Here is a 25,538-nt window from a genome sequence, read left to right on the forward strand (position 1 = left end):
CCGGCGACCGGCGGCCGGACAGCATACCAGGGCGTCCAGATCGGATGGTGGTGACTACTGGAGCTTCCTCCGGTCGCCCGCCGACAGCCGCGCGGCATCGCGATGAAGCAGCATGACCTGCTCGGCGTCCGATATCCGATCGTGAAACGGCTGCAGCGCAGCGTCTTCATCGAGTGCGAGAGCACCCGACAGATCGGGTGAAAGCACCGTCAGCTTCTGCTTGCTGCCCGCCAGTTCCTCCTCGCCGAGCGTCAGCCAACTGTTGGCCCCGCAATAACCGGCGAAGTCCTTGCTGGCGAGAACGCTGTGCGGATATTTCTTGGTCAGGGTCTGGAGACGCTGGACCTCGTTTACAGCCGAGCCGAAGACCGAGAATGTGAGTCGGTCGGTAAGCCCGACATTGCCGAACATCACATTGCCGACATGCAGGCCGATACCAAATTTTATATCGCCCAGTCCTTGCTCTTTTCTGCGCAGATTGAGCTCCATCATGCGCATGCTGGCCTTGTGCGCAGCCGCAAGAGCAGCCTGGCAGGCGATCTCTGACTGCGCGCGGTGCCTTTCGCAGGGGTAGACGGCAATGAATCCATCCCCCAGGAAACTCATGATCTGCCCGCCTTTGCGATTGAAAGGTGCTGCGATGGCATCGAAAAACTGGTTCAGCGTATCGATATAGACTTCGCGGCCGGAGGTTTCGGCGAGCCTTGTCGACCCGCGCATATCGCCCATCACCAGCGCGGCCCGGATTGTGTCGCCCTCGCCGCGCTTGATCTGGCCGTCCAGCACGCGCCTGCCGGCGTCACCGCCGAGATACGTGGTCATCATGTTGTCGGCGAGCTTGGTGAGCACCGCCATCTTGCTTGCTATGGCGAGATGGTTCTGGATCCGCAGCAGAGCCGAAATCATGCTGTCGCTGAAGCCTGAAGCACTGTCGGTGGACCAGGACCCCAACATGCCCTGACTTGTATCGCCGTTGAAGGGATGGACGAAAGCCATGTAATCGGTGACGCCCATAAGCCTGAGCTCATCGAAAACAGGAAACTCCGACCGCACCGACGGGTCGAGCCGGCGCCGCAGATGGTCGAGCTTGTTGCTGAGCAGATGGTAGTATGGGCTGGTCAGGAATCTGTCGGAATGGACGCCGTTCTCACTCCGGAAGCCTTCCACTTCCAGGCCTTGGCCGCGAATCCAGGTGAAACCGAGCGCGTCATAAAGCGGATGCAGCATCGAAAAGCTCAAATGCACCCGCTTCAGCGGCAGGCCGGCAGCAGCCAGCCGTTCACAAAAACCCTTGACCAATGTTTCCAGGTCGTCGCCCGCCAGCGCCGATTGGGTCAGCCAATCGGCAACCTTATCCATGAGAATGTTGGAAATTTCTGCTTGCGCTGTGCTCATGCTATCTCGAAACCCGTCGAAGACGAGCCATCTCCTTTGATCCGCAAAATTCTCGAAGTCAATGAAGCCGGCTTCGGGGGCAGAAGCCGGCGAAGAATATCCCGAATGACTGTCCTTGCAGGAAGCAAGCAGACGTCGACCGCACAAATCACCTGCAACACTATGTGGCGAGGCTGCCGGCGAAGTGCAATCCCGATCCTGACATCGCGCAAATAATTGGTCGGCTCAGGCACCGTCGGGCTCGCCGGGTCCCAAGAACCATGGCCGCGGCGCATTGCGGAAAATCGATTCCCCAAGCCGTCATCAGACCGGCGCCTTCGCCTTCAGGCTTGCGGCAGCCATTGCATAGCCGCCGGCGGCGCCATCGATGAAGTGAACATGATCGCGCTGCAGCGGCGAGATGACGAGGCATGTCATCAAGGCCGACTTCTGGCGGTGCAGGCCATAGTTGCAGATACCGGCCTCTTCCGCCTGTTTCAGCCGGTTCTCGATCCGCTGCAACACATCCGCGTCGACGTCGATGGTCATTTTCAAGCCGTCGTCGAACTTGCGGAAATCCGAATTGCTGGCCACCTGGCGTTTGTAGACCTTCGGGTCGAAACCGCCGATCGTCCAGCCCAATTTGTCGGTGAAGGCCGTAAGCGTCATCAGGAAGATCACCCACAGCTTGGCCAGCCACCGCCGCCCCGGCGGCGCCGTGGCCCGTGCCTCGACATCGAGACCGGCGGGCAAGAGACTATAGGCCGGACCGTCCACCGGCACCGGGTGGCCATCGCGCTCCTGCCTGCCGGCAAGGGCGATGATGTCGGAAGCCAGAAACTGGAAACCACGCAAGTCGCGCGATGCCCCCGGCACGGCTATGATCGAGACAATTTCGCCATGCCGGGCTTCGATCGGGTTCCAGCGGCAGGAGAGGCCGGTCAGATCCGGCCGCGCGCCGGCCGGGGCGGGGTCGACGCGGTAGCGCCCGGCTTTCATTTCGGCTTCCGCCCAACTGCCGCCGCCGCCGGCGAACATGGCATAGAAGGCTGCTTCGGAGGCCTGGAACCTCGCCACGCGAACGTCGAGGCCTTGCGCTCTTATGTCCTTTATCGGCACGATTGCGGCACGCAAGGTCAGGTCCAGTTCGTCCGCCACCCATCTCTGGACAGAAGCCAGCGCGTTACGGGCGATCTCCAGCGCCGAGCCGGGAAACGCCACGAGCGCGCCGTCGCCGCCGAAGACGAAGGGAAGATCTTGCCGGCCCAGTGCATTGAGCAGCGCCGAAATGACGCTGGCGCCGGCCATATTGACGGTTTTGTAGCGCCCGGCTTCGATCGCCTTGGTCGAGCCGACGATGTCGGCGGTGGCCAGCGCCCAGCCATCGGGGAGAGGCCGATAGTTGTCGATATCGGCAACGCTTTCGAACTTTGCGTAGACCGGCAAAGAAGCGACGAACGGGTCGGACGCGACTGCTGTTTCCATAAGCATCAGATAGCACATTCCAGCGCTTGAAGGTGAAGTCGATCATGCCTCGAAATTGACTTGGGCAGGCTTTGCGATGATAGGATCGCGCGATGCGAATTGCCTTCTACGCCCCGCTGAAGTCGCCCAATCATCCCGTTGTCTCCGGCGACCGCCAGATGGCACGGATGCTGGTCCAGGCGCTGCAGCATGGCGGGCATAGCGTCGAACTGGCATCGGAGTTGCGCTTCTATCTACGCCAGCCGGAACCGAAAAGTTTCGATGCGCTCGTCATCGAGGCGCGGGACGAAGCCGCGCGACTGACGAGGCTTTGGGACCGTGACGGCAAGCCCGATCTCTGGTTCTCCTATCATCCCTACTACAAGGCGCCCGACCTGATCGGGCCCGAGCTGGCGTTGGCCTTTGCCGTCCCCTATGTGACGGCCGAAGCCTCTTATTCCGAACGGCGCAACGCCGGTTCGTGGGCCGATAGCCAGGCATTGGTGGCGCGAGCCATCGAACAGGCGGCGCTGAACATCTGCTTCACGCAAAGGGATCGCCAGGGGCTGGCGGATGCTGTTCCCCACGCCGCTCTCGGTATGCTTTCACCCTTCATCGACACATCGGCATTCCACGAAATGCCGGTACTGGATTATCCGACGCGCCTCGTTACCGTCGCCATGATGCGCCCGGGCGACAAGGTCTTGAGCTATCGCATGCTGGCGCAGGCGCTCGGGTTGATCGGCCACCTCCCCTGGACGCTGTCGGTCGTCGGGGACGGACCTGCCCGTGACGAGGTAAAGGCTCAATTCGCCGGCTTGCCCGCCGAGCGTATCGAATGGCTTGGCGCGATTGAGCCGGTCGCCGTGCCGGATGTCCTCTATCGCGGGGGAATCTACGTCTGGCCGGGTTACGGCGAGGCCTATGGCATTGCCTATCTTGAAGCACAGGCCGCCGGCCTTCCGGTGGTGGCTCAGGACATTGCCGGCGTGCCGGAGGTTGTGCGGCATGGCCAGACCGGGTTTCTCACCCCGCCGGGCGATCTGGCGGCGTTCGCTTCCGCAATTGCAAGGCTTCTGGCCAATAATGACGAAAGAACCATCATGGCTGCAGAGGCCAGACGTTTCGTTCTCGAAGAACGCTCTCTCGGTGCTGCAAAGGCCCGTCTTGCGGAACTTCTCAAGATAATCCCGTTGTCATGACATCCGACCCGACTTGGCAGCCCCTGGTGGACGAGCTGGCGCGCCGGCAACGGCCGGGCCGCAAGGCAGAGTTCTGGCTGCGCGACGATGACGCCGTGGATCCAACGCCGGCACTCGATCGCTTGCTCGACCTCACCGGTGACTTCGCGGTTCCGGTCACTCTGGCCGTCATTCCGGCCCAGACCGACGGGAAGCTTGTCGTCCGGCTTGACGCGGCGCCGCATGCCACGGTCGCCATTCATGGCTGGGCGCACCGAAATCATGCGCCCGAGGGTCAAAAAAAGCAGGAGCTCGGCGCGCATCGGCCACGCGAGGTGGTGCTGGATGAGCTGGCCGGCGGGCTGTCGCGTGTAACCGGCCTGCACGGCGCACGTGCGGTTCCGATGCTGGTGCCGCCCTGGAACCGGATCGATGTCGGCCTGGTACCCGACCTCGGATCGATAGGATTTGCGGCATTGTCGGTGTTCGGGCCGCCAAGGCCGGCTTCCCTGGCGGTCATCAACAGCAATGTCGACATCATGGATTGGCATGGCACGCGCGGCTGCCGCGATCATGGTCTGTTGGTTCAGGCAATCGTCGCGCAATTGCAGCGTGCATCCGACAGCGGCGAACCGGTCGGCCTGCTCACCCACCATCTCGTCCATGACGAATCGGCCTGGCTTTTCCTCGAACGGCTGTTCACGATCACCGCGCGGACCGAAGCCTGCGCATGGCTTCCGATCAGCACATTGACCGAACGCAGCGCCGGAAAATAGCTCAGCGCTTTTTGTTCACTGAAGTTGGGAATGTGAGCGTCTGGCCATCCCGCGCCGCAAAAGCGCCGGCAAACCTGTCCTTGGCCAGTTTCTCCATCTCGTCCAGCTCATCGTCGGTGCGTGCCGGATCGTGGTGAAACAGCGCAAGCCCGCGCGCGCCGGCCGCCTCGCAGAGCTTGACGCCCTGTTGCCATGTCGAGTGCCCGTTGCCGCGGTAGCGGTCCATTTCCTCCTCGGTGTAGGTGCAATCGTAAATGACGAGGTCGGCATTCTCGATCAGGCCGAGCACCGCCGGATCGAGTTTGCCCGGCTCGTGCTCGGTGTCTGTGATGACCGCCACGACGCGGCCCCCCCATTCGACCCGGTAGCCGATGCAGCCGCCCGGATGGGTAAGACTACCGGTCCGCACAACAACTCCTTCGCGCGGCCGAAGCACGTCTCCGGATGCGAAATCGCGGCAGTCGAGGCTCGCCTTGCAGACACCGAGTGTCACCGGAAACCATGGCGGCCGAATGAATTCATCGACCATCTGCCGCGTCGTCATGCGTCCAGCCAGATGCCCGGACCAAAGCGTAACTTTGATGCCTCGTTCATAAATAGGCTTGAAAGCCGGCAGCCCGATGACGTGGTCGTAGTGGCAATGGGTGAAAAACAGGTCGAAATCGGTGACGCCCGCCGCCCGAAGCGTCCTGCCGGCAGGCCGCAAGCCGGAGCCCGCGTCGAACAGAAGCGTATGCTTGCCGCATTGCATCTCGATGCAGATCGTGTTGCCGCCATAGCGAGCAAATTCTGGCCCCGACACCGCAATGCTGCCGCGCACGCCCCAAAACCTGACAAGGAAGAAATCGTCGTCCATGCACCCTTTCGCCCATCGTAGCCAACCAACTGCTGCCAGAGTCGTTCCAGGAAAGGTGTGACACGGTTCCGGAAACTGCATCAAAACAAAGAAACAGAGCGGCTCGCCGCTTCAGTGCAACTGTGAATCGCTCTCGGCCGTTCGTGCGTCGATCAGGTCCGCGGTCGTACTGCTTAGCCTATCGGCAAGAACCCGCAATATCTCGATGGTCATTTCGGGAAACTCCTTCATAAGCCTCAGGAAATGGTCCTTGCGGATTCTCAAGGCCTCCAGCTCACTTGCCGCTTTGACGGTGGCAGTACGGGAGCTGTTGCACAATATGGCAATCTCGCCAACGATCGAATTTGGCAGCAATTCGGCAACTTTGATCGGCCCATTGTCGGAATCGACCAGAATATCCGCGCTGCCCGAAAGGATGACATAGGCGGCGTCTGCCTCGTCGCCCTGCCGGAAAAGAATCTGGCCGGCACTGTAGTTCACGCGATCGGACGTGAACGCGAGCAGCTTGAGCTTTGTCGGCTCGATGCCAGAGAACAAGGGAACGCGTTGCAGCATTCCAACTTCATCCTTGAGCAGCATTGTCGCAAACCTTCCTGAATTCGCGTTTGCCAGACTATGACACAAGTTCCTTGAAGATACCGTTTCCCGCCAAGAGTGTCTCGTGTGTTCCGTCTTCCACCAATTGGCCTGAGTCAAAGACCACAACCCGATCGAACATCGCCGCCATTGCCGGATTCGTCACCACCCACACAATTGCCGGCGAATGGCCGTCGCGTCTGGCTTCGTCGAGCACATTCCGCAACACCTTGTCCTGCACGCGCTGGTCGAGCGCCGACAGCGGCCGATTGAGAATGAGGAAATCGGGACGCTTGAGCAAGGCGCGGGCAACATCGAGCTTCTGTCGCTGTCCGCCGGTCAGCCGCCTGCCGGCGGCGCCGACGTTGAAGTCCAGGCCGACATCCAGAAGCTCGGCATAAAGCCCCAGTTCGTCAAGAATATCATAGACGATGGAGCGAATGCGGTCCGGCGCGTCGGGATGGTTGTTGCCGACACGCCCGAACAGGACGTTGTCCATGACGGTGGCCGCGGCGATGTATTTGGCAGGGTCAAACCGTTCGACAGCTTTCTCCAGCTCGGCCGGCAGGTTTTCATAGAACTGGTTGCGTGCAGCGATGATCTTGCTCATCAGCTCGTCGGTCAACAGGCCGAAGCGATGCCGGGGCTCGATATAGGCAAAGCTTAAGGTGACCATCATGGCGCGGTCGTTCTCCGAAACCGCATCGTAGGGGCGATTCTTGAGCCGTTGCAGCAAGGTTTCGTAGGCGGGTATCTCCTCGGCGCTCATGAAGGCGAGCTGCTGGAAGAACTGGTGTTCGGGCGGCAGGTCGGCAAACAGCTCGATCGCCTGTTCGGCGATCTCCATGCCCATTTCGTAGAGCGTGCGGTCGAGGCCGGCTTGCTTCAGCACGGAAGCAAAATAGGGATTGGACGCCAGTGCCTTGTGAGCCAGTTCGGGGCCGGCCGCAGCGCCGAAGAGCAGGTTCTGGCCGATCGTCGCTTCCTTGTTGTAGGCGCCCGGTTCAAAAGGAACCACCAGCGCGCTCAGGCCTTCTTCCTCCAACCGGGTTCGCAGCGCCGCACGCAATTCGACGATCCGCCCGGCAAGCTTCGTGTGGCGCTTGAGGTCGGCCGAAGAGCGCAAGCCTAGATCCAGAATGTCGCGCGACAGAAGAACCGCGTCGAGCACCCGGCGCACGGCTTCAAAGAGGTCGTGCGGGCCGGTGGCGCCGGCGGAGGCATAGTTGATCCAGTCGCTGCGGATATCGAGATCCGGATTGCCCGACCGGCGCGCCTCGTCGATATTCCAACGGTGCTGGTCCGCCGCGGCGCCGTCATATGTCACCGATGTCAGCGGCGCATGCTTCAACCCGTAGAGCAAATTGTCGCGCAGGCTTGCCTGGAACAGGAAAACATCCGACGAAGCGTAGGACATGCGCCGGCCGGTCACGGCTTCGGGGAGATCGAGCAAGTCATCGGAGCCCGAAACGATCCTTCCGCTGTCCGGCCAGGTCAGCCGCGCAAAGGCTTCCGCAAGCGCCTCCGCTCCCCCTGTTGCGGTGCTGACCAGCGCCACCGTCTCACCCGGCTTGACCTCGAGCGAGATGCGATTGAGGAGCATTGCGCCGCCATCGTCTGCTATCGACAGGCTGACCGCCGACAGCGGCTTGGTCATCGGATCGGGATCGTCGACCGTCAGTGCTCCGATTTCCGGCGCGATGATATTCTCGACGGTGAACTGTTCGACGACCTGCTGATATTTGACCTGGACATCCTGCCGGTCCTGATCCCAGTCGATCAGTTCCTTCATCGGTCCGGGCAAGTCCTTGTAAGCGCCGATCACGGCCACGAGCTGGCCGACATCCAACCGCCCCTGGATGACCAGATAGCCACCGATCATGTAAAACAGAAAGGGCGTGAGCTGCGCGAGAAAATTGTTGAGGAACTTTACCATGAATTTCCATTGGTAAAGATCGAAGCGGATTTTGAAGATGAGCCCGAGCCGGGCTGCTATGTCGGCGCGCTCGTAGTTCGACGTATCGTGGACGTGAACCGCGCCGATGCCGTCGACGATTTCGCCAACCCGGCCTGAAAGCGCGCGCGCCGTCAACTGCCGCTGGCGCCCGAGCACGAGCAGCCGCCGCCGCATTCGCGGGATAAGCACGATCTGGATCGCCACGATCACGACCGCTATCATTCCGAGCCAGACGTTCTGGACCATGATGAACAGCATGGCCGTCAGCGCCTGGCCGCCGAGCAGCACCGGCTGCAGGAAGGCATCGCCAATGAAGCCGCCCAGCGGCTCCACCTCGTCCTTCACCATGGTCGCCACTTCGGCGGATTTCACCCGCTTGAAGTAAACCGGCGGAAACCGCAGCACACGATCGACCAGATCGAAACGAATACGCCGCAGCATGCGTTCGCCGAGCCGGCCCTTGTAAGTGTTGATGTAGAGCTTGAACAAGCCGTTGATGACGACCAGCAAGAGGAACACAAGGCTGAGCGCAAGCAGGGTCGAGGTGCGGTCCAGTTGAAAACCGGAGAAGAACTGGACCTCGCCGATGAACGGCAGGTTATAGTGCAACCGCATGAATGGCAGGGTCGCGCCCGGTTGCTCGAACCCCTTGCCCTGGATCGGGCCGTTGACGATCAGCTTCGGCAGGTCGAACGACATGAAATACGGGACCATCGAAAGCACGACGATCATCAATATCCAGAGCTGCTGCTTCCTGGTGTGCGTCCAGATATAGCGGGCTAGGCTGGTTTCCATATGCGATTGTCAGTTTGAAGGATGCGGAATGTAAAGGCACCTGCTGGCAAATGGTGTATCGGCCATGTCTTCGCCGCCAACGACGAGCTCAAAGCGGCAGCTGCGCGCCAGGCGGATGGGCGCCGATGGTCCGGACAAATTCAATCGGCCTCCTCCGGGCAATGGCGAAACGGCTTGCGGCACAGTCGCGTCCGCAAGTCGAACAGGCAAGAGGCAAGATTGCGTTGTGTCGCCGGAAATCCCAACATAGAAGACGAATATGATGGATGTCACGCAACCACGCAATGCCGGCATGGGTGGGCATGAGCAAGCCCTGGACCTCACGCGGGGAATTGCCGCCTACGTCGACCACCCTCTCGTGGCCGGGCTGGCGCGCGTCATCGCCAAGCATCCGCAGGCCGATATCGCTAATGCCTTCAACCACAAGCAGGTCGCCTGCAAGATGTGGGCGCTCGACAGGCTGTTCGAAAGCGACGGCGGCCGGTTCGAACGCATATGGGTTCTGGGTGGATGGTACGGCGTATTGCCGGCGATGCTTTTCAACGACGCCCGCTTCGACATCGGGGCGATCGACAGCATCGACATCGATCCCGAAGTCGGCGCGGTCGCCCGGACACTCAACCGGCAAGCCGGCGAGCGGTTTCAAGCACTGACGGCAGATATGTACGCACTCGACTATGGCGCCGGCCGACCCGACCTGGTGGTCAATACGAGCTGCGAACACATAGCCGATCTCAGCGCCTGGCTTGCCCTGCTTCCGCGGGGTACGAACGTGCTGCTGCAGTCGAACGACTATTTCAGCGAGCCGACGCACATCAACTGCGTGGCGTCACTTGCAGCCTTCGAAGCAATGGCGGCGCTGCGGCAGATCAGGTTCTCCGGCGAATTGCCGACAAAAAATTATACACGCTTCATGCTGATTGGAACTGTTTGAAGCGCTCGCGCAGGATTTGCGCCGAGCGCCGCGCCCCTTCCAGATCGAGACGATGCGAGGCTGGCGGCGGTCCCGCAAGCGCCTGCTCGATCGCATGCGCCAGACCTTCAGGCGTCAGGTCCTGTTCCGTCAGCACCGTTGCAAGACCGAGCTCTTCGAGCATCAGAGCGCGACGCGTCTGCTCGGTTTCCCCGCCGGCTGCAAATGGAACGAGCAGCGAGCGACACCCCGCGCGCATGACATCGCAGACCGTGTTGTAACCCGCCTGCGAGACCGACAGGCGGGCGCCGGTCAGCAGGCTGGCGAAATCCTCGCGGAACCGGAAGATGGACAGGCGTGGGGAGGCATCGCGTGCGATCGCGTCAAACTCGTCCTTCGGCAGGTTTGGGCCGGTGATCAAACACCATGTCCAGGCGTTGTCGGCATTTCGCGCCGCCGCGACGGTGAATCTGACAAGGCTCTTTCCGGCCGCCCCGCCGCCAACCGACACCAGAACGTCGAAGCGCTCTGAGGCCGCTTGCGCCGGCGGCGCGGCAACGAGCCCGGTGTAGGCGACCTCGGCCCTGATCGCCCCAGCCAGCGGAAATGTCTTGTCGATGGTTGCGAAAGCCGGATCGCCATGGACCATGACAAGATCGAAATGCCTGTTGACGAGATCGACCGTTTCTTCGTTTCGGCTCGGCTTCACGCGCTCCTGAAGGATGTCGCGGACGGACGCCGCCAGCAGCGGTCTGGGCGATGTCGCTTCGATGGCCTCGATCAGTGGCAAGAGTTCGAAACGCATCTGCCGGCGTCCAAAGGGAAACGCCTCGATAATGACGATGTCGGGCCTGTAATCCCGGAAAGCCTGCAGCAGCATCTCTGAGCGCCGCCTCTTGAAATCATCGTCGATGGCTTTGCCCTGCAGGTCGACAAGTCCGGAAAATCCTTCGTCACCGGAGGTGACAGGCGGCAGGGTCACGGATTTTACACCCGATCCCGGAAATCCCGCGATCGGCGCTCCGCCGGTCACGACGATGACGTCGAACCCGTCATCGACCAGAGCCGCCGCAATGCGGCTGGCGCGCGCGAGATGGCCGATGCCGAGCAGGTGCTGAACATAGAAGAAAGCGCGCAGCCGCTTCATTCGGCGGCCCGCCACTCCCGCTCGAACAGTTCCTTGAGCTGTCCAATGCCTGCCACATGATCGAAATTGCTTCGCACGCGCCGCTCCGCGGCGTCGCCGAGGCGGACGCGCAGGACGGGATCGCGGATCAGGCGCTCCAGCGCCTGTGCCAGGGCAGTCGGGTTTTCCGAGGGAATCAGCAGCCCGGTTTCATCCGACGATAAAAGCTCCGGCACGCCGGAAATATCGGTCGACACGCAGGCAAGCCGCTGGCTGGCCGCCTCCACCAGAACATTCGGCAGGCCGTCCCGGTCGCCATCCGCGGTGATCCTGCAGGCCAAAGCGAAGATGTCGGCGCTGCGGTAGTGCTCAAGCACCTCCTCCTGCGCCAGCGCGCCTTTCCAGGAGACGCGCCCCTCCAGTCCGAGCCTTTGCGCCAGCGCCTTCAGCCGTTTCAGTTCCTCGCCGCCACCGATATGCTCGAAACACCACGCCAGATCGCCAGGCAAGAGGGCAAGAGCCTCCAGCAACGTATCATAGCCCTTCTTTTCAACGGCGCGTCCGACACTCAAGATCATGACCGGTTCGGCCGGCGCCGAGCCGTCACGCTGTTTTCGCGCCTCGCCGAAACTGCCGAAGCGGTCAAGGTCGAGCCCATGATAGCTCAGATGCACGGACGAACTGCCGTTGGCGAGTTTTTTCAGATGGTCGAAGCCGGTTTTCGTGCACGTGACCGTCCAGCGCGCCGAGGAAAGCTTGCCGGCCAGATCCCAGTCCGCCGACGTCCAGATGTCCTTGGCATGGGCTGAGCAGCTCCAGGGCAAGCCACGAAGCTGGCTGGCATAGCGCGTCACCGATGCCGGCGTGTGCGCGAAATGGGCATGCAGCCATCCGGCATCTTGCGGCCATTCGGCCGCCAGCACCAGCGCTTGCCCGAAGCGCCGCGCGCGATTGCGGGTAAAGTCGCGGCGGATATCGGCAGCGAGCGATCTGAGCGCGCGCCAGAAGCCAGGCCGCGGCAGACAGGCAAACAGCGATCGAACCACGCGCAGCGGCTCTCTGTGCAGATATTCCGGCAGATAATGGACGGGGGCCTTGATCTCGTCATGCACGGGATGACGTTTTGCGTCGGTCGGCCGCCTGAGCGCGAAAAGTATCAGGTCGAACCCCGCACGCTCCAGACCGAGCAGCTCCTGCGCGATGAAGGTTTCCGACAGCCGCGGGTAGCCCTTCAGAACCACGACGATCTTGCGGTGTTGCAACTCAGTTCATGCCTTCAATGACCGAAAGGTGATGGCCGGCCCGCCGGTCGAGCAGTTCCGCGACGATTTCGGAAATATGAGGCAGCCCTTCCAGCGTCAGATGCGCATTGCTCTGCGATGGGCGCGGCCGGCCCGGCAAAACCTGCAGCGCATCGGCAAACCGCTGGGCATCCTCGGCCTCCTCGGGCAAAAGCATCTCGATGAGGCCGAGTTCGGCTGCGCGCCGTGCCCGGATCAGCTGTTCCTCGCGCGGCGTGACGCGCGGCACGATCAGCGCCGGCTTGTCGAAAGACAGTATCTCGCAATAGGTGTTGTAACCGCCCATCGCCACCACCGCCTTGGCGCCGGCAATCAGCTCTTCCATCCGGTTGTCGAATTCGATGATCTTGACATAGGGGATCTTGGCCCCCTTCCGGACCAGCTTGTTGCGCTTGCGCGCCGGCATGTAGGGCCCAAGCACGATCAGCGCCCGGTGCTGCAATCGCGGATCCTGCTGATAGGCCTCGATGACGTTGTGGATCAGGTCGGCGCCGTCACCGCCGCCACCGGTGGTAACCAGGATATAGTCGCCCTCGGGCCGGTGGCCGGGCAACTGGTTCTGCTGCAGGCTCCGTTGCAGGAAACCGACGAACTTCATCTTTGCCCTGACCGCCGGCGGCACCTCCAGGCCGGTCAGCGGATCGTAGAAATCCGGCGGGCCATAGACCCAGACCTTGTCGTAGAACAGGCCGATCTTGCGCATCACATCCCTGCGTGCCCACTCCGCTTCGAGCAAATGCGGCGCGTCCATCACCTCGCGCAGGCCAAGCACGAGCGTGGTGCCCCGCGTCTTGAGGTAGGACAGCGTATCCTCGATCTCTCCGCGCAGCCCCAGCGGTTCCTTGTCGACGATGAAGATATCCGGCCGGAAGCTCTCGGCCGTGTGGCGGATAATCGACTGCCGCATCCTTAGCGTCTCGTGCAGATCGATGTCCTTTTCCAGCGAGGTGTATTCGCCGTTTCGCAGCTTGATGACGCTGGGGATCTTCACGAAGTCGACGCGGGCGCGGTAGTCGAAGGCGCCGGCGATGGTGGCGCCCGAAATGATTAGCACCTGAAGTCCGCGGAAATCCCCGACCAGCGAATGCGCGATCGTTCGGCAACGCTGCAAATGGCCGAGCCCGAACGTGTCGTGGCTGTACATGAGAATTCGTGCGTCTTTTGCGTGCTGTGTCATTGTGAACGTCTTTTAGAATTCTCGCCGGACCGTGGGCAACCCCGCAGGCTTCGAAACCATTCTCGCGGGTCTATCGACCTGTTTTGAAACATGGGGGCGAGAGGTACGCAACGGCATTCTTCACCAGGTCACGAATGCCAGGGGCGCTGATTGTGGCGCCATGCCTTGTCTTCGCCGACGATAGACGGCCCGAGCACAAATCTCTGTCATGAGGCTTGACCCCGTGGAATTAAATGCCCTGCGGCCTGAGGCAGGCAAAGCGCACATTGCGAAAAATCAAGGGCGACCAAGGCGAAACGAGGCTGCCGCACATTGTGAGGAGAACCCGCACCTTGGGAAAATGCTTCATAATCCATCGAAACACAACGGCCGCCAGAGGCCGCACGTTGCGGCCTTTTATCCTGCCATCAGCCTTGGCCTGTGGCAAGCGTCCGGTCCTTGCACCGTTGAAGCTGGTGCAATCTCGCGTGATGCCGGCTTCCTCCGTCATGTGGAGGATAGCTGCGGCCCCAATGAGATTCGTCAGCCAGGCGACCCATTCGCCAGATCCGTCACAAAGCTTTGCGTGAACACGCCGGCCGGAAGGACGGCTACGCCAACCTTGCCCTTGTCGTCCTCGGCGTTGCCAGCAGCAGACTTGTCTCGCTGCCGGTTATCCCCGGGATGAGCCGTATCCGCCTAAGCACCGCGTCGAAATCGGTGAGCGACGCCGTTCCGAGTTCGACCACCAGGTCCCAGCGGCCATTGGTGGTGTGAATGGTCGAAACCTCGGCGAGGCCGCCGAGCGCCCGGACCACGCGGTCGGCGGCATGGCCCTCGATCTCGATCATCATCACGCCGCGTATCCGCTGGTCGACCGCGTCGGCGCGCAGCACCACCGTGTAGCCGATGATCTCGCCCGTTTTTTCCAGCCGCTCCATGCGCGCCCTGACCGTGGCGCGCGACACCCCGAGATCGACCGCGAGATCGGAGATGCTGCGCCGGGCATCATGCCTGAGCAGCGTGACCAGCCTTTCGTCGAGCAAGTCCATGATTCTATCCACTTTGACCAAACTGACTTATCGAATTGATAAATCATTCTTCTCGAAATGCCAATTTCGCCTGTTCAAACTGCCGGTCCAGGATGGTTCATTCCACGCATCAATTGCCCAATCAATTTGCAAGGACACCAAAAACCATGCGCTGCAGGATCGTTGGCGCGCCGGTGCAGGACGGCGCCGGCAGGATGGGATGCGAGATGGGGCCGAGCGCGCTGCGCACGGCCGGGCTTGTCTCGGTGCTGTCGGAACTCGGCCACGAGGTCGAGGACTGGGGCGCGGTGCAACCGGCCGCCGTGCGCGCAATCGTCCACGGCAATCTCGCGCTGAAAGCCCTGCCGGAGATTTCCGCCTGGACGGCGGCAATTGCCGAGACCGCCTATGCGGCTTCGCGAGACGCCATGCCGATCTTCCTTGGCGGCGACCACGCGATATCGGCCGGCACGGTGTCGGGCATAGCCCGCCGCGCCGCCGAACGCGGCCGGCCGCTCTTCGTGCTGTGGCTCGACGCACATCCCGATTTCCACACGCTCGATACCACCGTCAGCGGCAATCTGCACGGCGTGCCGCTCGCCTATGCCAGCGGCCGGCCGGGCTTCAACGGTTATTTCCCGGACCTGCCTGTCGCCGTCGACCCTGCCCACATCTGCGTCATGGGCCTGCGCAGCGTCGATCCGGCGGAGCGCCGGGCGCTGAGCGAAGCGGGGGTTACCGTGCACGACATGCGCACCATTGACGAGCACGGCGTTGCACCTTTGCTGCGCGCCTTCCTGGCCATCGTCGAAAAGGAAAACGGCCTGCTGCATGTCAGCCTCGACGTCGACTTCCTCGACCCCTCCATCGCGCCGGCCGTCGGCACCACCGTGCCCGGCGGCGCCACCTTCCGCGAGGCGCATCTGGTGATGGAGATGCTGTCCGACAGCGGCCTGGTCTCCAGCCTCGATCTGGTCGAGCTCAACCCGTTCCTCGACGAGCGCGGCCGCACCGCCACGCTGATGGTCGACCTCGCCGCCAGCCTGATGGGCCGCCGGATCATGGACCGCCCGACCCGCAGCCATTCCGGAAGCATTGCATGACCCAGCCTTCCCGCCTTGCCATCGTCCCCTTCGTCAGCGTCGACCGCATGATGAAGCTGGTGCTGACCATCGGCGTCGAGCGGTTCCTCACCGAACTCGCCGCCTATATCGAGGAGGATTTTCGCCGCTGGGAGCTGTTCGACAAGACGCCGCGCATCGCCTCGCACAGCCATGACGGCGTCATCGAACTGATGCCGACCAGCGACGGCCGGCTATACGGCTTCAAATATGTCAACGGCCATCCCAAGAACATGCGCGAGGGGCGCCAGACCGTCACCGCCTTCGGCGTGCTCGCCGATGTCGGCTCCGGCTATCCGATGCTGCTCACCGAAATGACGATCCTGACGGCGCTGCGCACCGCGGCGACCTCCGCTGTCGCGGCCAAATATCTGGCGCCGAAAGGCGCGCGCTCGATGGCCATCATCGGCAATGGCGCCCAGTCCGAATTCCAGGCTGTCGCCTTCAAAGCGCTGCTCGACATCGACCGGCTGCGGCTCTACGACATCGACCGCTCGGCTTCGGAAAAATGCGCCCGCAACCTCGCCGGCAAAGGCTTTGACATCACCATCTGCGCCACCGGCCAGGATGCTGTGGAAGGAGTCGACATCATCACCACGGTGACCGCCGACAAGCTGTCCGCCACCATTCTGACCGACAACATGGTCGGTTCCGGCGTGCACATCAACGCGGTCGGCGGCGACTGCCCCGGCAAGACGGAACTGCACCGCGACATCCTTTTGCGCTCCGACATCTTCGTCGAGTTCTCGCCGCAGACGCGCATCGAGGGCGAAATCCAGCAGCTCCACGCCGACCATCCGGTGACCGAGTTGTGGCAGGTGATGACCGGCAAGGCGGAAGGCCGCAAGACGGCGGAACAGATCACCTTGTTCGATTCCGTCGGCTTCGCCACCGAGGATTTTTCCGCACTGCGCTATATCAGAGACCAGCTTCAGGCCACCGGCCTCTACGAGGAGCTCGACCTGCTCGCCGATCCCGACGAGCCGCGCGACCTCTTCGGCATGCTGCTCAGGGCAGCGCTGCAGCCGGCAGCCGCCTGAGGGGCTTCAGCCGCGCAACGGCGCGCAGCTCTCCCGTTCGACGAGCACCGGGGTGAGCACTTCGCGGCGCGAATGCGCCGCCGGCTCGGCAACCCGCTCGAGCAGCAGGCTGACCGCCCGCGTGCCGATCTTCTCGACCGGCTGTGCGATCGTCGTCAGTGGCGGCCAGGTGGTGACGGCATAGGGTATGTCGTCGAAGCCGATCATCGACATGTCGCCGGGGACCCGCAATCCGCGCCCGCGCAGCACTGTCAGCGCGCCAATGGCCATCAGATCGTTACAGGCAAACAGCGCCGTGATCCCCGGCGCCTGCGCCATCAGCCGCTCCATCGCCATGCGGCCGCCGGCGAAGTGGTAGTCGGAATCCACCACCGAGGCCGGCGGCAGGTCGAGGCCGGCTTCCTGCAGCGCCCTGGCGAAGCCGCGCAGGCGGGCGGGGCTGGAGCTGGAATCGCGCGGGCCGCCGATGACGCCGATCTTCTCGTGACCGAGCCCGGCCAGATAGCGGCCGGCGAGATAGCCGCCATAATCGTGATCGACCAGCACGGAATCGACATTGACCGAATGGATCTCGCGGTCGATCAGCACCGCCGGGACGCCGGGCAGAAGGCTGGAGAACACCCGCGCATGATCGGACGAGCCGGCAAAGATCAGCCCGTCGATCTGCTTGGCCATCAGCACCTGGAGGTAGCGCTCCTCCTTCTCGGCGCTGCCGTCGGAGTTGCACAGGATCACAGTATAGCCGGCAAGGAAGCCGGCATCCTCGATCTGGCGCGCCACGCCGGCGAAGAACGGGTTGGAATTGTCCGGCAGCAGCAGGCCGATGGTCTTGGTCTCGCCGCGCCTCAGGCTGCGCGCCAGCGTGTTCGGGCTGTAGCGCAAGGCGGCGATGGCCGAATGCACGCGCTCGGCCGTCTCAGGCTCGACATGGCGCGTGCGGTTCATCACATGCGAGACGGTTGCGACCGACACTCCGGCATGGCGCGCGACATCGGCAATCGTCGTCATTTCTTGTCCCCTGACTCGATTAGCCTAATGATTGCGTAACCGGATGTGTCGCACGCTAGAGCGCAGCTTTCGAGTGTCAATGTCCCTTTGAGCAACCTGCTGAGCGGAGCGATCTGCCGCCAAGAAAAAGCCGCAAGGCTGGGTGCTTGGTGGTCGACCTGTTGTCGCAACCGGATAAGGTTCGAGAGCCGGGAACTGCTCAATCGCCAACGATCGGAACAACGATGCGACTTCTCCTTGTCGAGGACGACCCACGCACCGCCGACTATGTCGTCAAGGGCCTTGGCGAGGCAGGCCATATCTGCGACCTCAGGCGCGATGGCCGCGACGCGCTGTTTGCCGCGACACGCGACGCCTATGACGTGATCGTCGTCGACCGCATGCTGCCCGGCCTCGACGGCCTGTCGATGATCAAGGCGGTGCGGGCAGCGGGCGTGCGTACGCCGGCGATCTTTCTGACCTCGGTCGGCGGCGTCGACGACAGGGTTGAAGGGCTCGAGGCCGGCGGCGACGACTATCTCGTCAAGCCATTCGCCTTTTCCGAACTGCTCGCCCGCATCAACGCGCTCGGCCGTCGCCCTGCGGTGCAGGAGCTGAAGACGACGCTGCGCATCGCCGACCTCGAAATGGACCTGATCCAGCGCCGCGTCACCAGGCAGGGCCAGGCGATCGACCTGCAGCCGCGCGAATTCAGCCTGCTCGAAGTGCTGATGCGCGGCGAGGGCCGCGTCATCACCCGCACCATGCTTCTGGAACGGGTCTGGGATTTTCACTTCGACCCCAAGACCAGCGTCGTCGAAACCCATATCAGCCGGCTGCGCGCCAAGATCGACAGGCCGTTCGAAACCGCGTTGATCCACACCGTGCGCAGCACTGGCTACAGTGTTCACGACTGAGGCGCGGCATGACAGAAACTTGCCATGACTGAAGCTTGCAATGACTGAAACGCACTATGACTGAGACAGGCTCTCGCCTGCTGCGCAGCACGCCGTTTCGGCTGGCCCTGACCTTCGCCTTGCTGTTCGTGCTCGCCTTCATCCTGTCAGGCGCCATCGTCTACCAGCTGATGAGCGCGGATCTTGCCGAGCAGCTCGACCAGTCGGTCAAGGAGACCTATTCGGTCGTGGCGGTGACCTATGCCGGAAACGACCGGGAGGATCTGGTTTCGGCAGTCGACAGCCACGCCGCGCTCAGCCCGAGCAAGGAACAGCTGTTCTCGCTCACCGATCCCGCCGGCAATCATCTGGCCGGGAATTTCACCGCCGCCGACCTTCCGGATGGCTTTTCCGATTTTGCCGCTTCCCTGCCAGGCGTTGCGCCGGACACTATGTACCGCGCCTGGACCGGTTCGGTCGGGCCCAACAGCCTGACAATTGCCTTTTCGCTTTCCGAAACCGAGGAGCTGGAACGCATCGTTTTGATGAACTTCGGCTGGGCCACCCTGATCATTTCAGGGCTGGCGGTGGCTGGCGGCGCCTTGCTGGCGTCGCGTGTGCAGCGTCGCCTCGACGGCATTGCCACCACCATGGACGATGTCTCCAACGGCCGGCTCGACGCCCGCATTCCACTGCTCGGCAATGGCGACGACATTGACGGCGTCTCGCGCCAGGTCAACGCCGCGCTGGAGCGGCTGGCGGCGCTGGTGGACGGCATGCGCCAGGTCAGCGCCGACATCGCGCATGATCTGAAGACGCCGCTCAACCGGCTGCAGATGATTTTGGAAGCTGCGGCCGACAGGACCGCGCGGGGTGAGGCCGTTGCCGATGAGCTGGCGGAGGCACGTGGGGAAAGCCTGCAGATCAACGATACTTTCGATGCGCTGTTGCGTATTGCCCAGATCGAGGCCGGCGCCCGCAAGGCGCGCTTTGTCGATCTCGACCTCACCGGCGTCATCGATGCCATTGCCGAAATCTACGCCGGTGTCGCCGAGGATGACGGCAAGTCGCTGTCGGCCACGATCGTCCACGGCACGCCATGCCTGGTCCACGGCGACCGCGACCTGCTGACGCAATTGTTTGCCAATCTGGTTGAGAACGCGCTGCGGCATTGCCCCGATGGCACGGCGATCCTTCTATCGGTGCGGCGGCAAGGCGACCGCATTCTGGCTGAGGTCGCCGACAATGGCCCCGGCATCCCGGCGCAGGAGCGCGAAAAAGTGTTCCAGCGGCTCTACCGGCTCGACTCCAGCCGCACCACGCCCGGCAGCGGCCTTGGCCTCAGCCTGGTGCGGGCAATCGCCGACCTGCATGGTGCAACGATTGCGCTGGAGGATCGCCGGCCTGGGCTGGCGGTAATTGTCGGGTTTCCTCGGGCGGAGGGCACCGGTCCCGGCTTGAAATGACAACGCCAGAGCCAGGTCGACCCCACTCCGTCGAGCGAAGCAGCGACGGAGTGGGGGAAGGCGCTCATGAAACGCGAAGTCGCTGACAATTCTCCAAGTTGATGATCGCAGTCGACAAAGGTGGTCGCGATTAGCCTTGCACATGTTTCCACCCGAACGGCTGCGGGTTGATCAAGACGACCGTTGAACCTACCGGCCTACCGCACCCCGGCGAAAATCCGAGGGCGACATCCCCGCCAGCTTGCGGAAGGATTTGTTGAAGGCGCTGAGCGAGCCAAAGCCTGAATCCATGGCGACGCGCAGCACATTGGCGTCTTCATGCATCAGCAGCGCCTGCGCGTAGCTCAGCCGCAGCAGATTCATATATTCGTTGAGCGTCATGCCGGTCGATTTCTTGAAAATGCTCATGGCGTATTTGGGGTGGATGTCGGCGGCAGCGGCAATGTCGACGCAGTCTATGTCGTAGAGGAAATTCTCGGCGATGAAGTCGCACATGCGCCCGACATTGCGCAGCGATTGCTGGTCGAACGGGCCGCCGGGTTCCTGGCCGATGGCGGTTTCCGGCACCAGCCGGTAGGGCTCGAAGCGCACCCGCTCCAACCGCAGCAGCAGCTCGTTCACGGCGTGCTCGGTTATCGCCGGATCGCCCGAGCGGAAATAGCGGTTCCAGCGTTCGAAATTGTGATGGTCGGCCTGGTCGGTCGCCGATGTCACCAGCGTGGCGCCGGTCATCAGCCGGTGGCGGACATCCGTCGGCAGGTGCAGGCGGAAGAAATGCACCAGCGGCAGATGCGCGCCGGCATAGATGGCGTCGTCGGAGAGATCGTCCATCTGGTGCGGCAGCCCGCCCCAGAACAGGCACATGTCGCCCGCCGTGAGCGCGATCTCGTGCTCGTTCATGCGGTAGTGCACGCTGCCGCGGACGATGAAATTGACCTCGACCTGGGCATGCCAATGCGGCTTCAGCATCACCAGCGGATGGTTGTGAAACATCTGCAAAGCCATCGGCAGGCCTTCGACGCTGCTGGCGCCAGGCTGGTAAAACGGCCGTTCCGGCATCTTACTTTCCGCCCATCTTTTATTCCCGTTGTCAGGGACAAGCCTTCCGCGCCGCCTAGTCTAGCCATGCTCGCGAAGAGAGAGCAAATGAAATGGGAGGATTTCAATGCGCACGACACTGATCTGTGCCGCGCTGGCGCTTGGCCTGGGCTCAACCCCGGCTTTGGCGCAGTCCGGCGAAATCACGATCTGGAGCTGGAATATAGCCGCTTCGTCGCTGAAGGCGACGGTGGCCGGCTTCAACAAACAGCATCCCGACGTCAAGGTCACCGTTCAGGATCTCGGCAACCAGCCGACCTATGACAAGTCGATCGCCGGCTGCGCGGCCGGCGGCGTCGGCCTGCCCGATATCGTCTCGATCGAAAACGGCGAGGCCGAGAATTACTGGAGCCAGTTCCCCGATTGCTTCGTCGATTTGCACACGCTGGGCTACACCGCGGACGACCAGAAGAAATTCCCGGACTTCAAGCGCACCGAACTGGAGGTCGGCGACAAGGCCTATGCCATGCCGTGGGATTCCGGCCCGGTAGCCGCCTTCTACCGCCGCGACTTCTACGAGAAGGCCGGCGTCGATCCGGCCTCGATCAAGACCTGGGACGATTTCATCGCCGCCGGCAAGAAGGTCCAGGCCGCCAATCCCGGCGTCACCATGACCAATGCCGATTTCAACGGCGACACCGAATTCTTCCGCATGATTTCCAACGAACAGGGCTGCGGCTATTTCGCCGCCGATGGGCAGTCGATCACCGTCAACCAGCCGAAATGCGTCGACACGCTGGCCAAGATCAAGGACATGAAGGACGCCGGCATCATCTCGTCGGCCGACTGGGGCACCAAGATCACCAACAACACCGCCGGGACCGTCGCCACCCAGGTCTATGGCGGCTGGTATGAGGGCACCATCCGCACCGAATCGGCCGGCGAAAACGGCAAATGGGGTGTCTATCTGATGCCGAGCCTGACCGCCGACGGCCCGCGCGCCGCCAATCTCGGCGGCTCGTCGCTCGCCATCACCTCGGCCTCGAAGAACAAGGAGGCCGCCTACGCCTATCTGAAATACACGCTCGAGACCAATGACGGCCAGATCACCATGCTCAGGGATTTCGGCCTGGTGCCGTCACTGATCTCGGCGCTCGACGATCCCTATGTCTCGCAAGGCCTCCCCTATTGGGGCGGCCAGGCAGTGTGGAAGGACATTCTCGCCACGCTGCCCAAGGTGGTGCCGAGCCGCGGCACGCCGTTCCAGAGCGACGCCGAAATCATCATGCGCGCCGTGCAGACCAAATATCTCGGCGGCGGCTATCCCGATGCCAAGGCCGCCCTCGACGACGCCGCCAGCCAGATCGCGGCGGCGACTGGATTGCCGGTAAAGTGACGAAGGCGGAGATGTTGGCGGGCCAGATATAGGGCAATTTGCCGGACCGTTGGCGCTGCCCCTCATCTGCCTGCCGGCATCCTCTCCCCGTATAGTGACGGAGAGGGGACGCTCTCGCCCAACAGTTCGCCAATCGCCGGCGGCGTCCCAACAAGCCCCTTCTCCCCGTCACTATACGGGGAGAAGGTCCCGGCAGGGGGATGAGGGGCGGCGCCAAGCCTTAATAATTGACGCCGGCTAACAACACGCCGGATATCAGCCGGGAAAGAGGAAGGAGGAGGAACCATGCGCTACCAGAACGCCACGGCCTATCGCTTCCTCACGCCCTACCTCCTGATCTTCGCCATCTTCTGGGTGTGGCCGATCATCTCCTCGTTCATGATTTCCTTCCAGGCGACGCGCACGGTGCCCTGGCGCTTTGCGCCGACGTTCAACTGGGGCCGCCTGATCGGCGACCCCGCTTTCTTCAACGCGCTGAAGAACACGCTGCTCATCCTCGTCATCCAGGTGCCGGTGATGATCTCGCTAGCGATCATCATGGCGGTGCTGCTGAACTCGCCGCTGCTGAAGGCACGTGGCCTCTACCGCTTCGCCTTCTTCGCTCCGGTGGTGGTCGGCGAGGTCGCCTATTCCGCCGTGTTCCGGCTGATGTTCAATCTCGATTTCGGCATCATCAACAAATTGCTCGCCGGCGTCGGCCTGTCCAAGATCGACTGGTTCTCCAACGTCACCCCGGCGATGGCGCTGATCATGATCGCGGTAACCTGGCGCTGGGCCGGCTACAACGCCATCATCCTGCTCGCCGGCCTGCAGTCGATCCCCGAGGATGTCTATGAAGCAGCGACGCTCGACCGCGTCAGCAAGCTCAAGCAGTTCTTCTACATAACGCTGCCGCTGCTCAAGCCGGTCATCGTGTTTTGCGCCGTGCTGTCGATCATCGGCACGATGCAGCTGTTCACCGAGCCGTTCCTGATCACGGAGCGCGGCGGCCCCGGCGGCGGCACCGAGACGCTTGGCCTGCTGCTCTACCGCCAGGGTTTTCGCTCGCTCAATTTCGGCTACGCCTCGGCCGTCGCCTACACGATGGCGGGGCTGGCCATCGCCATCACTCTGGTGCAGCTGTGGCTGACAAGAGAGCCGAAGTGAGTTCGCTCTCGCAACGCCGGCTCGGCCGCAGCGTCCTGCTGCATCTGGTCCTGACGCCGCTGGCGGTGATCTGGCTGTTTCCGCTGTGGATGATGGTGGTGTTTTCGACCATGCCCGACAACGGCATTTTCAGCCCCGGCATCGAGCTTCTGCCGCACGGCAATTTCGTCGACAATTTCAACAATCTGCAGCGTGACACCAATTTCGTCGGCGCTATCGGCATTTCGGTGGCGGTGGCCGTGACCTACACCTTCTTCTCGGTGCTGCTGACCTCGATGGCCGGCTGGGCGCTCGCCCGCTATCAGTTCTTCGGCAAGGGCGCGGTGGTGGCGATCATCCTCGGCACCATCACGCTGCCCTATGCGGTGGTGCTGATCCCGCAATTCATCATGGTGGCGCGCGACTTCCAGCTCGCCAACACCTGGATTGCGCTGATCGTGCCACCCTTGTTCAATTCGCTGGGCGTGCTGTTCATGCGCCAGGCTTTCTCGATGATGCCGGCCGACCTTTTCGACGCGGCACGTGTCGAGGGCGTCAAGGAATGGCGTATCTTCCTGTTCGTCGCTTTGCCGCTGGCGCGGCCGATGCTGGCGGCGCTCGCCATCATTCTGTTCCTCGCCTCGTGGAACAATTATCTCTGGCCGCTTTTGATCAACAGCCAGCCCGGCGCGATGACGGCCCCTGTGGCGCTCGGCACGCTGATCGGCCTGACCAAGGTCTCATGGGGCGGCATCATGGCCGGCGCCGTCATGCTGACCGTGCCGATGCTGGTCGTCTTCGTTCTGCTGCAGCGCCATTTCATCGCCGGCATCGCCGCCGGCGCCGTCAAGTAGGACTAGAGCGATATGGCGGCAGTCACCCTCACCAATGTCGTAAAACGCTTCGGCGTCTATGAGATCATCCATGGCGCCAACATCGATATCGCCGATGGCGAGTTCGTCGTCTTTGTCGGCCCGTCGGGTTGTGGAAAATCGACGCTGCTCAGGATGATCGCCGGGCTGGAGGATATCAGCGGCGGCGAGATCGCCATTGGCGGCAAGGTGATGAACGATGTCGAGCCGGCCGAGCGCGGCATCGCCATGGTGTTCCAGTCCTACGCGCTCTACCCGCACATGAGCGTGGAGCAGAATCTGAGCTTTGGCCTCAGGATGACCGGCAACCCCAAGGAGGACACCGAGCGGCGGGTGAAGCGGGCCTCCGAAATCCTGCGCATCACAGAGTTGATGACGCGGCGGCCCAGGCAATTGTCCGGCGGCCAGCGCCAGCGCGTCGCCATTGGCCGCGCCATCGTGCGCGAACCGCAAGTCTTCCTGTTCGACGAGCCGTTGAGCAATCTCGACGCCGAGCTGCGCGTCCAGATGCGGGTCGAGATCTCGCGCCTGCACAAGGAGCTCGGCACGACGATGATCTATGTCACCCACGACCAGACCGAAGCGATGACGCTGGCCGACCGGATCGTCGTGCTGCGCGGCGGCCATGTCGAGCAGATCGGCCGGCCGCTCGATCTCTACGACAATCCCGACAACCAGTTCGTCGCCGGCTTTGTAGGCTCGCCGAAGATGAATTTCATCAAGGGCCGCGTCGTCGGGCGCAACACGAGCAGCGTCACCGTCGAGCTGGTAGGCGAGGAAAAGACCCGCATTATGCAACCGTTGACCGGCGCCGTGCCAGAAACAGGAGCCAAGGTCATTGTCGGCGTGCGGCCCGAACATTTCGGCAATGGCGGCGAAGGCGAAGCCGACCTCACCGTCGGCATCGACGTGGTCGAGCATCTCGGCGGCACCAGCTTCATCTATGCCAGGACCGCCCATGGCGAAGACCTGGTGATCCAGCGCGACGCGGCAAAGGTCCCCGACACCCAGGAGATCACCGTGTCCATCCGCAAATCCTATCTGTTCGATGAAGACGGCCAGCGGCTGCGCTGAGCGCTTCCAGCCTTGCA

The 25,538-nt window shown here is 62.6% G+C and carries 22 protein-coding genes; 11 read left to right on the forward strand and 11 right to left on the reverse strand.

Translation table 11 applies throughout. The features are described 5' to 3' along the window. Positions 1-54: 54 nt before the first annotated feature. Both NKJ57_RS28410 and NKJ57_RS28415 read right to left on the reverse strand, forming a co-directional pair. A complete protein-coding gene (locus NKJ57_RS28410) occupies positions 55-1,395 on the reverse strand; it encodes an adenylate/guanylate cyclase domain-containing protein (protein WP_023672139.1) in 1,341 nt (446 codons plus the stop codon). A gap of 303 nt (positions 1,396-1,698) precedes the next feature. Further along, the gene (locus NKJ57_RS28415) at positions 1,699-2,877 is read right to left on the reverse strand and encodes a DUF3095 domain-containing protein (RefSeq protein WP_502902076.1); all 1,179 of its coding nucleotides are present in this window, start codon (positions 2,875-2,877) and stop codon (positions 1,699-1,701) included. A gap of 74 nt (positions 2,878-2,951) precedes the next feature. Between NKJ57_RS28415 and NKJ57_RS28420 the strand changes: the two genes are divergently transcribed. Both NKJ57_RS28420 and NKJ57_RS28425 read left to right on the forward strand, forming a co-directional pair. Next, positions 2,952-4,040 (forward strand): glycosyltransferase family 4 protein, encoded by a 1,089-nt coding sequence (locus NKJ57_RS28420; RefSeq protein WP_352513594.1) that lies wholly within the window; start codon positions 2,952-2,954, stop codon positions 4,038-4,040. After that, positions 4,037-4,795, forward strand: coding sequence for a polysaccharide deacetylase family protein (locus tag NKJ57_RS28425; RefSeq protein WP_352513595.1), 759 nt, complete (start codon positions 4,037-4,039; stop codon positions 4,793-4,795). The genes NKJ57_RS28420 and NKJ57_RS28425 overlap by 4 nt, the downstream gene beginning before the upstream one ends. 1 nt (position 4,796) lies before the next feature. On the opposite strand, the gene NKJ57_RS28430 is transcribed toward NKJ57_RS28425, so the two are convergent. The 3 genes from NKJ57_RS28430 to NKJ57_RS28440 all read right to left on the reverse strand — a co-directional run bounded on the left by NKJ57_RS28430 (position 4,797) and on the right by NKJ57_RS28440 (position 8,979). Beyond that, entirely contained in the window at positions 4,797-5,651 is an 855-nt protein-coding gene (locus NKJ57_RS28430) for an MBL fold metallo-hydrolase (RefSeq protein ID WP_352513596.1), read from the reverse strand. A 111-nt stretch (positions 5,652-5,762) separates the two neighbouring features. Then, positions 5,763-6,230, reverse strand: a complete 468-nt coding sequence (locus NKJ57_RS28435; protein WP_023672144.1) for a cyclic nucleotide-binding domain-containing protein — start codon at positions 6,228-6,230, stop codon at positions 5,763-5,765. Positions 6,231-6,264: 34 nt separating this feature from the next. Then, the gene (locus tag NKJ57_RS28440) at positions 6,265-8,979 is read right to left on the reverse strand and encodes an ABC transporter transmembrane domain-containing protein (RefSeq protein ID WP_023710306.1); all 2,715 of its coding nucleotides are present in this window, start codon (positions 8,977-8,979) and stop codon (positions 6,265-6,267) included. 262 nt (positions 8,980-9,241) lie between these two features. Between NKJ57_RS28440 and NKJ57_RS28445 the strand changes: the two genes are divergently transcribed. Beyond that, on the forward strand, positions 9,242-9,913 hold the full coding sequence (locus NKJ57_RS28445; protein WP_081725482.1) for a class I SAM-dependent methyltransferase: 672 nt from the start codon (positions 9,242-9,244) through the stop codon (positions 9,911-9,913). Here the strand turns inward: NKJ57_RS28445 and NKJ57_RS28450 are convergent. From NKJ57_RS28450 to NKJ57_RS28465, 4 genes are all read right to left on the reverse strand, one after another. After that, on the reverse strand, positions 9,891-11,039 hold the full coding sequence (locus NKJ57_RS28450) for a glycosyltransferase family protein (protein ID WP_023692898.1): 1,149 nt from the start codon (positions 11,037-11,039) through the stop codon (positions 9,891-9,893). The genes NKJ57_RS28445 and NKJ57_RS28450 overlap by 23 nt on opposite strands. Beyond that, positions 11,036-12,280, reverse strand: coding sequence for a glycosyltransferase (locus NKJ57_RS28455; protein WP_023692899.1), 1,245 nt, complete (start codon positions 12,278-12,280; stop codon positions 11,036-11,038). Before NKJ57_RS28455 ends, NKJ57_RS28450 begins: the two co-directional genes overlap by 4 nt. A 1-nt stretch (position 12,281) precedes the next feature. Then, entirely contained in the window at positions 12,282-13,496 is a 1,215-nt protein-coding gene (locus tag NKJ57_RS28460) for a glycosyltransferase family protein (protein WP_023672150.1), read from the reverse strand. Positions 13,497-14,086: 590 nt separating this feature from the next. Next, positions 14,087-14,527 (reverse strand): Lrp/AsnC family transcriptional regulator, encoded by a 441-nt coding sequence (locus NKJ57_RS28465; RefSeq protein WP_023685065.1) that lies wholly within the window; start codon positions 14,525-14,527, stop codon positions 14,087-14,089. Positions 14,528-14,673: 146 nt separating this feature from the next. On the opposite strand from NKJ57_RS28465, the gene rocF reads away from it, so the two are divergent. Beyond that, complete coding sequence (gene rocF / locus NKJ57_RS28470; RefSeq protein WP_023692900.1) at positions 14,674-15,609, forward strand: arginase; 936 nt, start codon at positions 14,674-14,676, stop codon at positions 15,607-15,609. Then, positions 15,606-16,667 carry an ornithine cyclodeaminase gene (ocd, locus tag NKJ57_RS28475; protein WP_352513597.1) on the forward strand — a complete coding sequence of 354 codons (1,062 nt, stop codon included), beginning with the start codon at positions 15,606-15,608 and terminating at the stop codon, positions 16,665-16,667. The genes rocF and ocd overlap by 4 nt, the downstream gene beginning before the upstream one ends. Before the next feature lie 6 nt (positions 16,668-16,673). On the opposite strand, the gene NKJ57_RS28480 is transcribed toward ocd, so the two are convergent. Next, a complete protein-coding gene (locus tag NKJ57_RS28480) occupies positions 16,674-17,675 on the reverse strand; it encodes a LacI family DNA-binding transcriptional regulator (RefSeq protein ID WP_352513598.1) in 1,002 nt (333 codons plus the stop codon). A gap of 224 nt (positions 17,676-17,899) precedes the next feature. Between NKJ57_RS28480 and NKJ57_RS28485 the strand changes: the two genes are divergently transcribed. After that, a complete protein-coding gene (locus tag NKJ57_RS28485) occupies positions 17,900-18,571 on the forward strand; it encodes a winged helix-turn-helix domain-containing protein (protein ID WP_023742038.1) in 672 nt (223 codons plus the stop codon). 56 nt (positions 18,572-18,627) lie between these two features. Further along, positions 18,628-20,016: a HAMP domain-containing sensor histidine kinase gene (locus tag NKJ57_RS28490; protein ID WP_023708792.1), complete on the forward strand. Its 1,389-nt coding sequence runs from the start codon at positions 18,628-18,630 to the stop codon at positions 20,014-20,016. Positions 20,017-20,205: 189 nt separating this feature from the next. Here the strand turns inward: NKJ57_RS28490 and NKJ57_RS28495 are convergent, their stop codons facing one another. Next, positions 20,206-21,075 carry a helix-turn-helix domain-containing protein gene (locus NKJ57_RS28495; protein ID WP_023706782.1) on the reverse strand — a complete coding sequence of 290 codons (870 nt, stop codon included), beginning with the start codon at positions 21,073-21,075 and terminating at the stop codon, positions 20,206-20,208. Positions 21,076-21,181: 106 nt separating this feature from the next. Between NKJ57_RS28495 and NKJ57_RS28500 the strand changes: the two genes are divergently transcribed. The 4 genes from NKJ57_RS28500 to NKJ57_RS28515 all read left to right on the forward strand — a co-directional run bounded on the left by NKJ57_RS28500 (position 21,182) and on the right by NKJ57_RS28515 (position 25,521). Next, complete coding sequence (locus NKJ57_RS28500) at positions 21,182-22,450, forward strand: ABC transporter substrate-binding protein (RefSeq protein ID WP_352513599.1); 1,269 nt, start codon at positions 21,182-21,184, stop codon at positions 22,448-22,450. Positions 22,451-22,735: 285 nt separating this feature from the next. Then, positions 22,736-23,596 (forward strand): carbohydrate ABC transporter permease, encoded by an 861-nt coding sequence (locus NKJ57_RS28505; RefSeq protein WP_352513600.1) that lies wholly within the window; start codon positions 22,736-22,738, stop codon positions 23,594-23,596. Then, the gene (locus NKJ57_RS28510; RefSeq protein ID WP_023672164.1) at positions 23,593-24,429 is read left to right on the forward strand and encodes a carbohydrate ABC transporter permease; all 837 of its coding nucleotides are present in this window, start codon (positions 23,593-23,595) and stop codon (positions 24,427-24,429) included. The genes NKJ57_RS28505 and NKJ57_RS28510 overlap by 4 nt, the downstream gene beginning before the upstream one ends. A 12-nt stretch (positions 24,430-24,441) precedes the next feature. Continuing rightward, positions 24,442-25,521, forward strand: a complete 1,080-nt coding sequence (locus NKJ57_RS28515) for an ABC transporter ATP-binding protein (protein WP_023687606.1) — start codon at positions 24,442-24,444, stop codon at positions 25,519-25,521. Positions 25,522-25,538 lie beyond the last annotated feature (17 nt).

The sequence above is a fragment of the Mesorhizobium sp. M0077 genome (assembly GCF_040322955.1).
GTDB lineage: Bacteria > Pseudomonadota > Alphaproteobacteria > Rhizobiales > Rhizobiaceae > Mesorhizobium.

What these genes read in the sequence shown, in the direction of transcription:
- NKJ57_RS28445 (WP_081725482.1), top strand. Translation starts at nt 9,242, where the DNA reads ATGGATGTCACGCAACCACGCAATGCCGGCATGGGTGGGCATGAGCAA.
- NKJ57_RS28440 (WP_023710306.1), bottom strand. Translation starts at nt 8,979, where the DNA reads ATGGAAACCAGCCTAGCCCGCTATATCTGGACGCACACCAGGAAGCAG.
- NKJ57_RS28480 (WP_352513598.1), bottom strand. Translation starts at nt 17,675, where the DNA reads ATGACGACGATTGCCGATGTCGCGCGCCATGCCGGAGTGTCGGTCGCA.
- NKJ57_RS28410 (WP_023672139.1), bottom strand. Translation starts at nt 1,395, where the DNA reads ATGAGCACAGCGCAAGCAGAAATTTCCAACATTCTCATGGATAAGGTT.
- NKJ57_RS28425 (WP_352513595.1), top strand. Translation starts at nt 4,037, where the DNA reads ATGACATCCGACCCGACTTGGCAGCCCCTGGTGGACGAGCTGGCGCGC.
- NKJ57_RS28450 (WP_023692898.1), bottom strand. Translation starts at nt 11,039, where the DNA reads ATGAAGCGGCTGCGCGCTTTCTTCTATGTTCAGCACCTGCTCGGCATC.
- NKJ57_RS28500 (WP_352513599.1), top strand. Translation starts at nt 21,182, where the DNA reads ATGCGCACGACACTGATCTGTGCCGCGCTGGCGCTTGGCCTGGGCTCA.
- NKJ57_RS28420 (WP_352513594.1), top strand. Translation starts at nt 2,952, where the DNA reads ATGCGAATTGCCTTCTACGCCCCGCTGAAGTCGCCCAATCATCCCGTT.
- NKJ57_RS28490 (WP_023708792.1), top strand. Translation starts at nt 18,628, where the DNA reads ATGACTGAGACAGGCTCTCGCCTGCTGCGCAGCACGCCGTTTCGGCTG.
- NKJ57_RS28485 (WP_023742038.1), top strand. Translation starts at nt 17,900, where the DNA reads ATGCGACTTCTCCTTGTCGAGGACGACCCACGCACCGCCGACTATGTC.
- NKJ57_RS28435 (WP_023672144.1), bottom strand. Translation starts at nt 6,230, where the DNA reads ATGCTGCTCAAGGATGAAGTTGGAATGCTGCAACGCGTTCCCTTGTTC.
- NKJ57_RS28465 (WP_023685065.1), bottom strand. Translation starts at nt 14,527, where the DNA reads ATGGACTTGCTCGACGAAAGGCTGGTCACGCTGCTCAGGCATGATGCC.
- NKJ57_RS28505 (WP_352513600.1), top strand. Translation starts at nt 22,736, where the DNA reads ATGCGCTACCAGAACGCCACGGCCTATCGCTTCCTCACGCCCTACCTC.
- rocF (WP_023692900.1), top strand. Translation starts at nt 14,674, where the DNA reads ATGCGCTGCAGGATCGTTGGCGCGCCGGTGCAGGACGGCGCCGGCAGG.
- NKJ57_RS28415 (WP_502902076.1), bottom strand. Translation starts at nt 2,877, where the DNA reads ATGTGCTATCTGATGCTTATGGAAACAGCAGTCGCGTCCGACCCGTTC.
- NKJ57_RS28495 (WP_023706782.1), bottom strand. Translation starts at nt 21,075, where the DNA reads ATGCCGGAACGGCCGTTTTACCAGCCTGGCGCCAGCAGCGTCGAAGGC.
- NKJ57_RS28430 (WP_352513596.1), bottom strand. Translation starts at nt 5,651, where the DNA reads ATGGACGACGATTTCTTCCTTGTCAGGTTTTGGGGCGTGCGCGGCAGC.
- NKJ57_RS28515 (WP_023687606.1), top strand. Translation starts at nt 24,442, where the DNA reads ATGGCGGCAGTCACCCTCACCAATGTCGTAAAACGCTTCGGCGTCTAT.
- NKJ57_RS28460 (WP_023672150.1), bottom strand. Translation starts at nt 13,496, where the DNA reads ATGACACAGCACGCAAAAGACGCACGAATTCTCATGTACAGCCACGAC.
- ocd (WP_352513597.1), top strand. Translation starts at nt 15,606, where the DNA reads ATGACCCAGCCTTCCCGCCTTGCCATCGTCCCCTTCGTCAGCGTCGAC.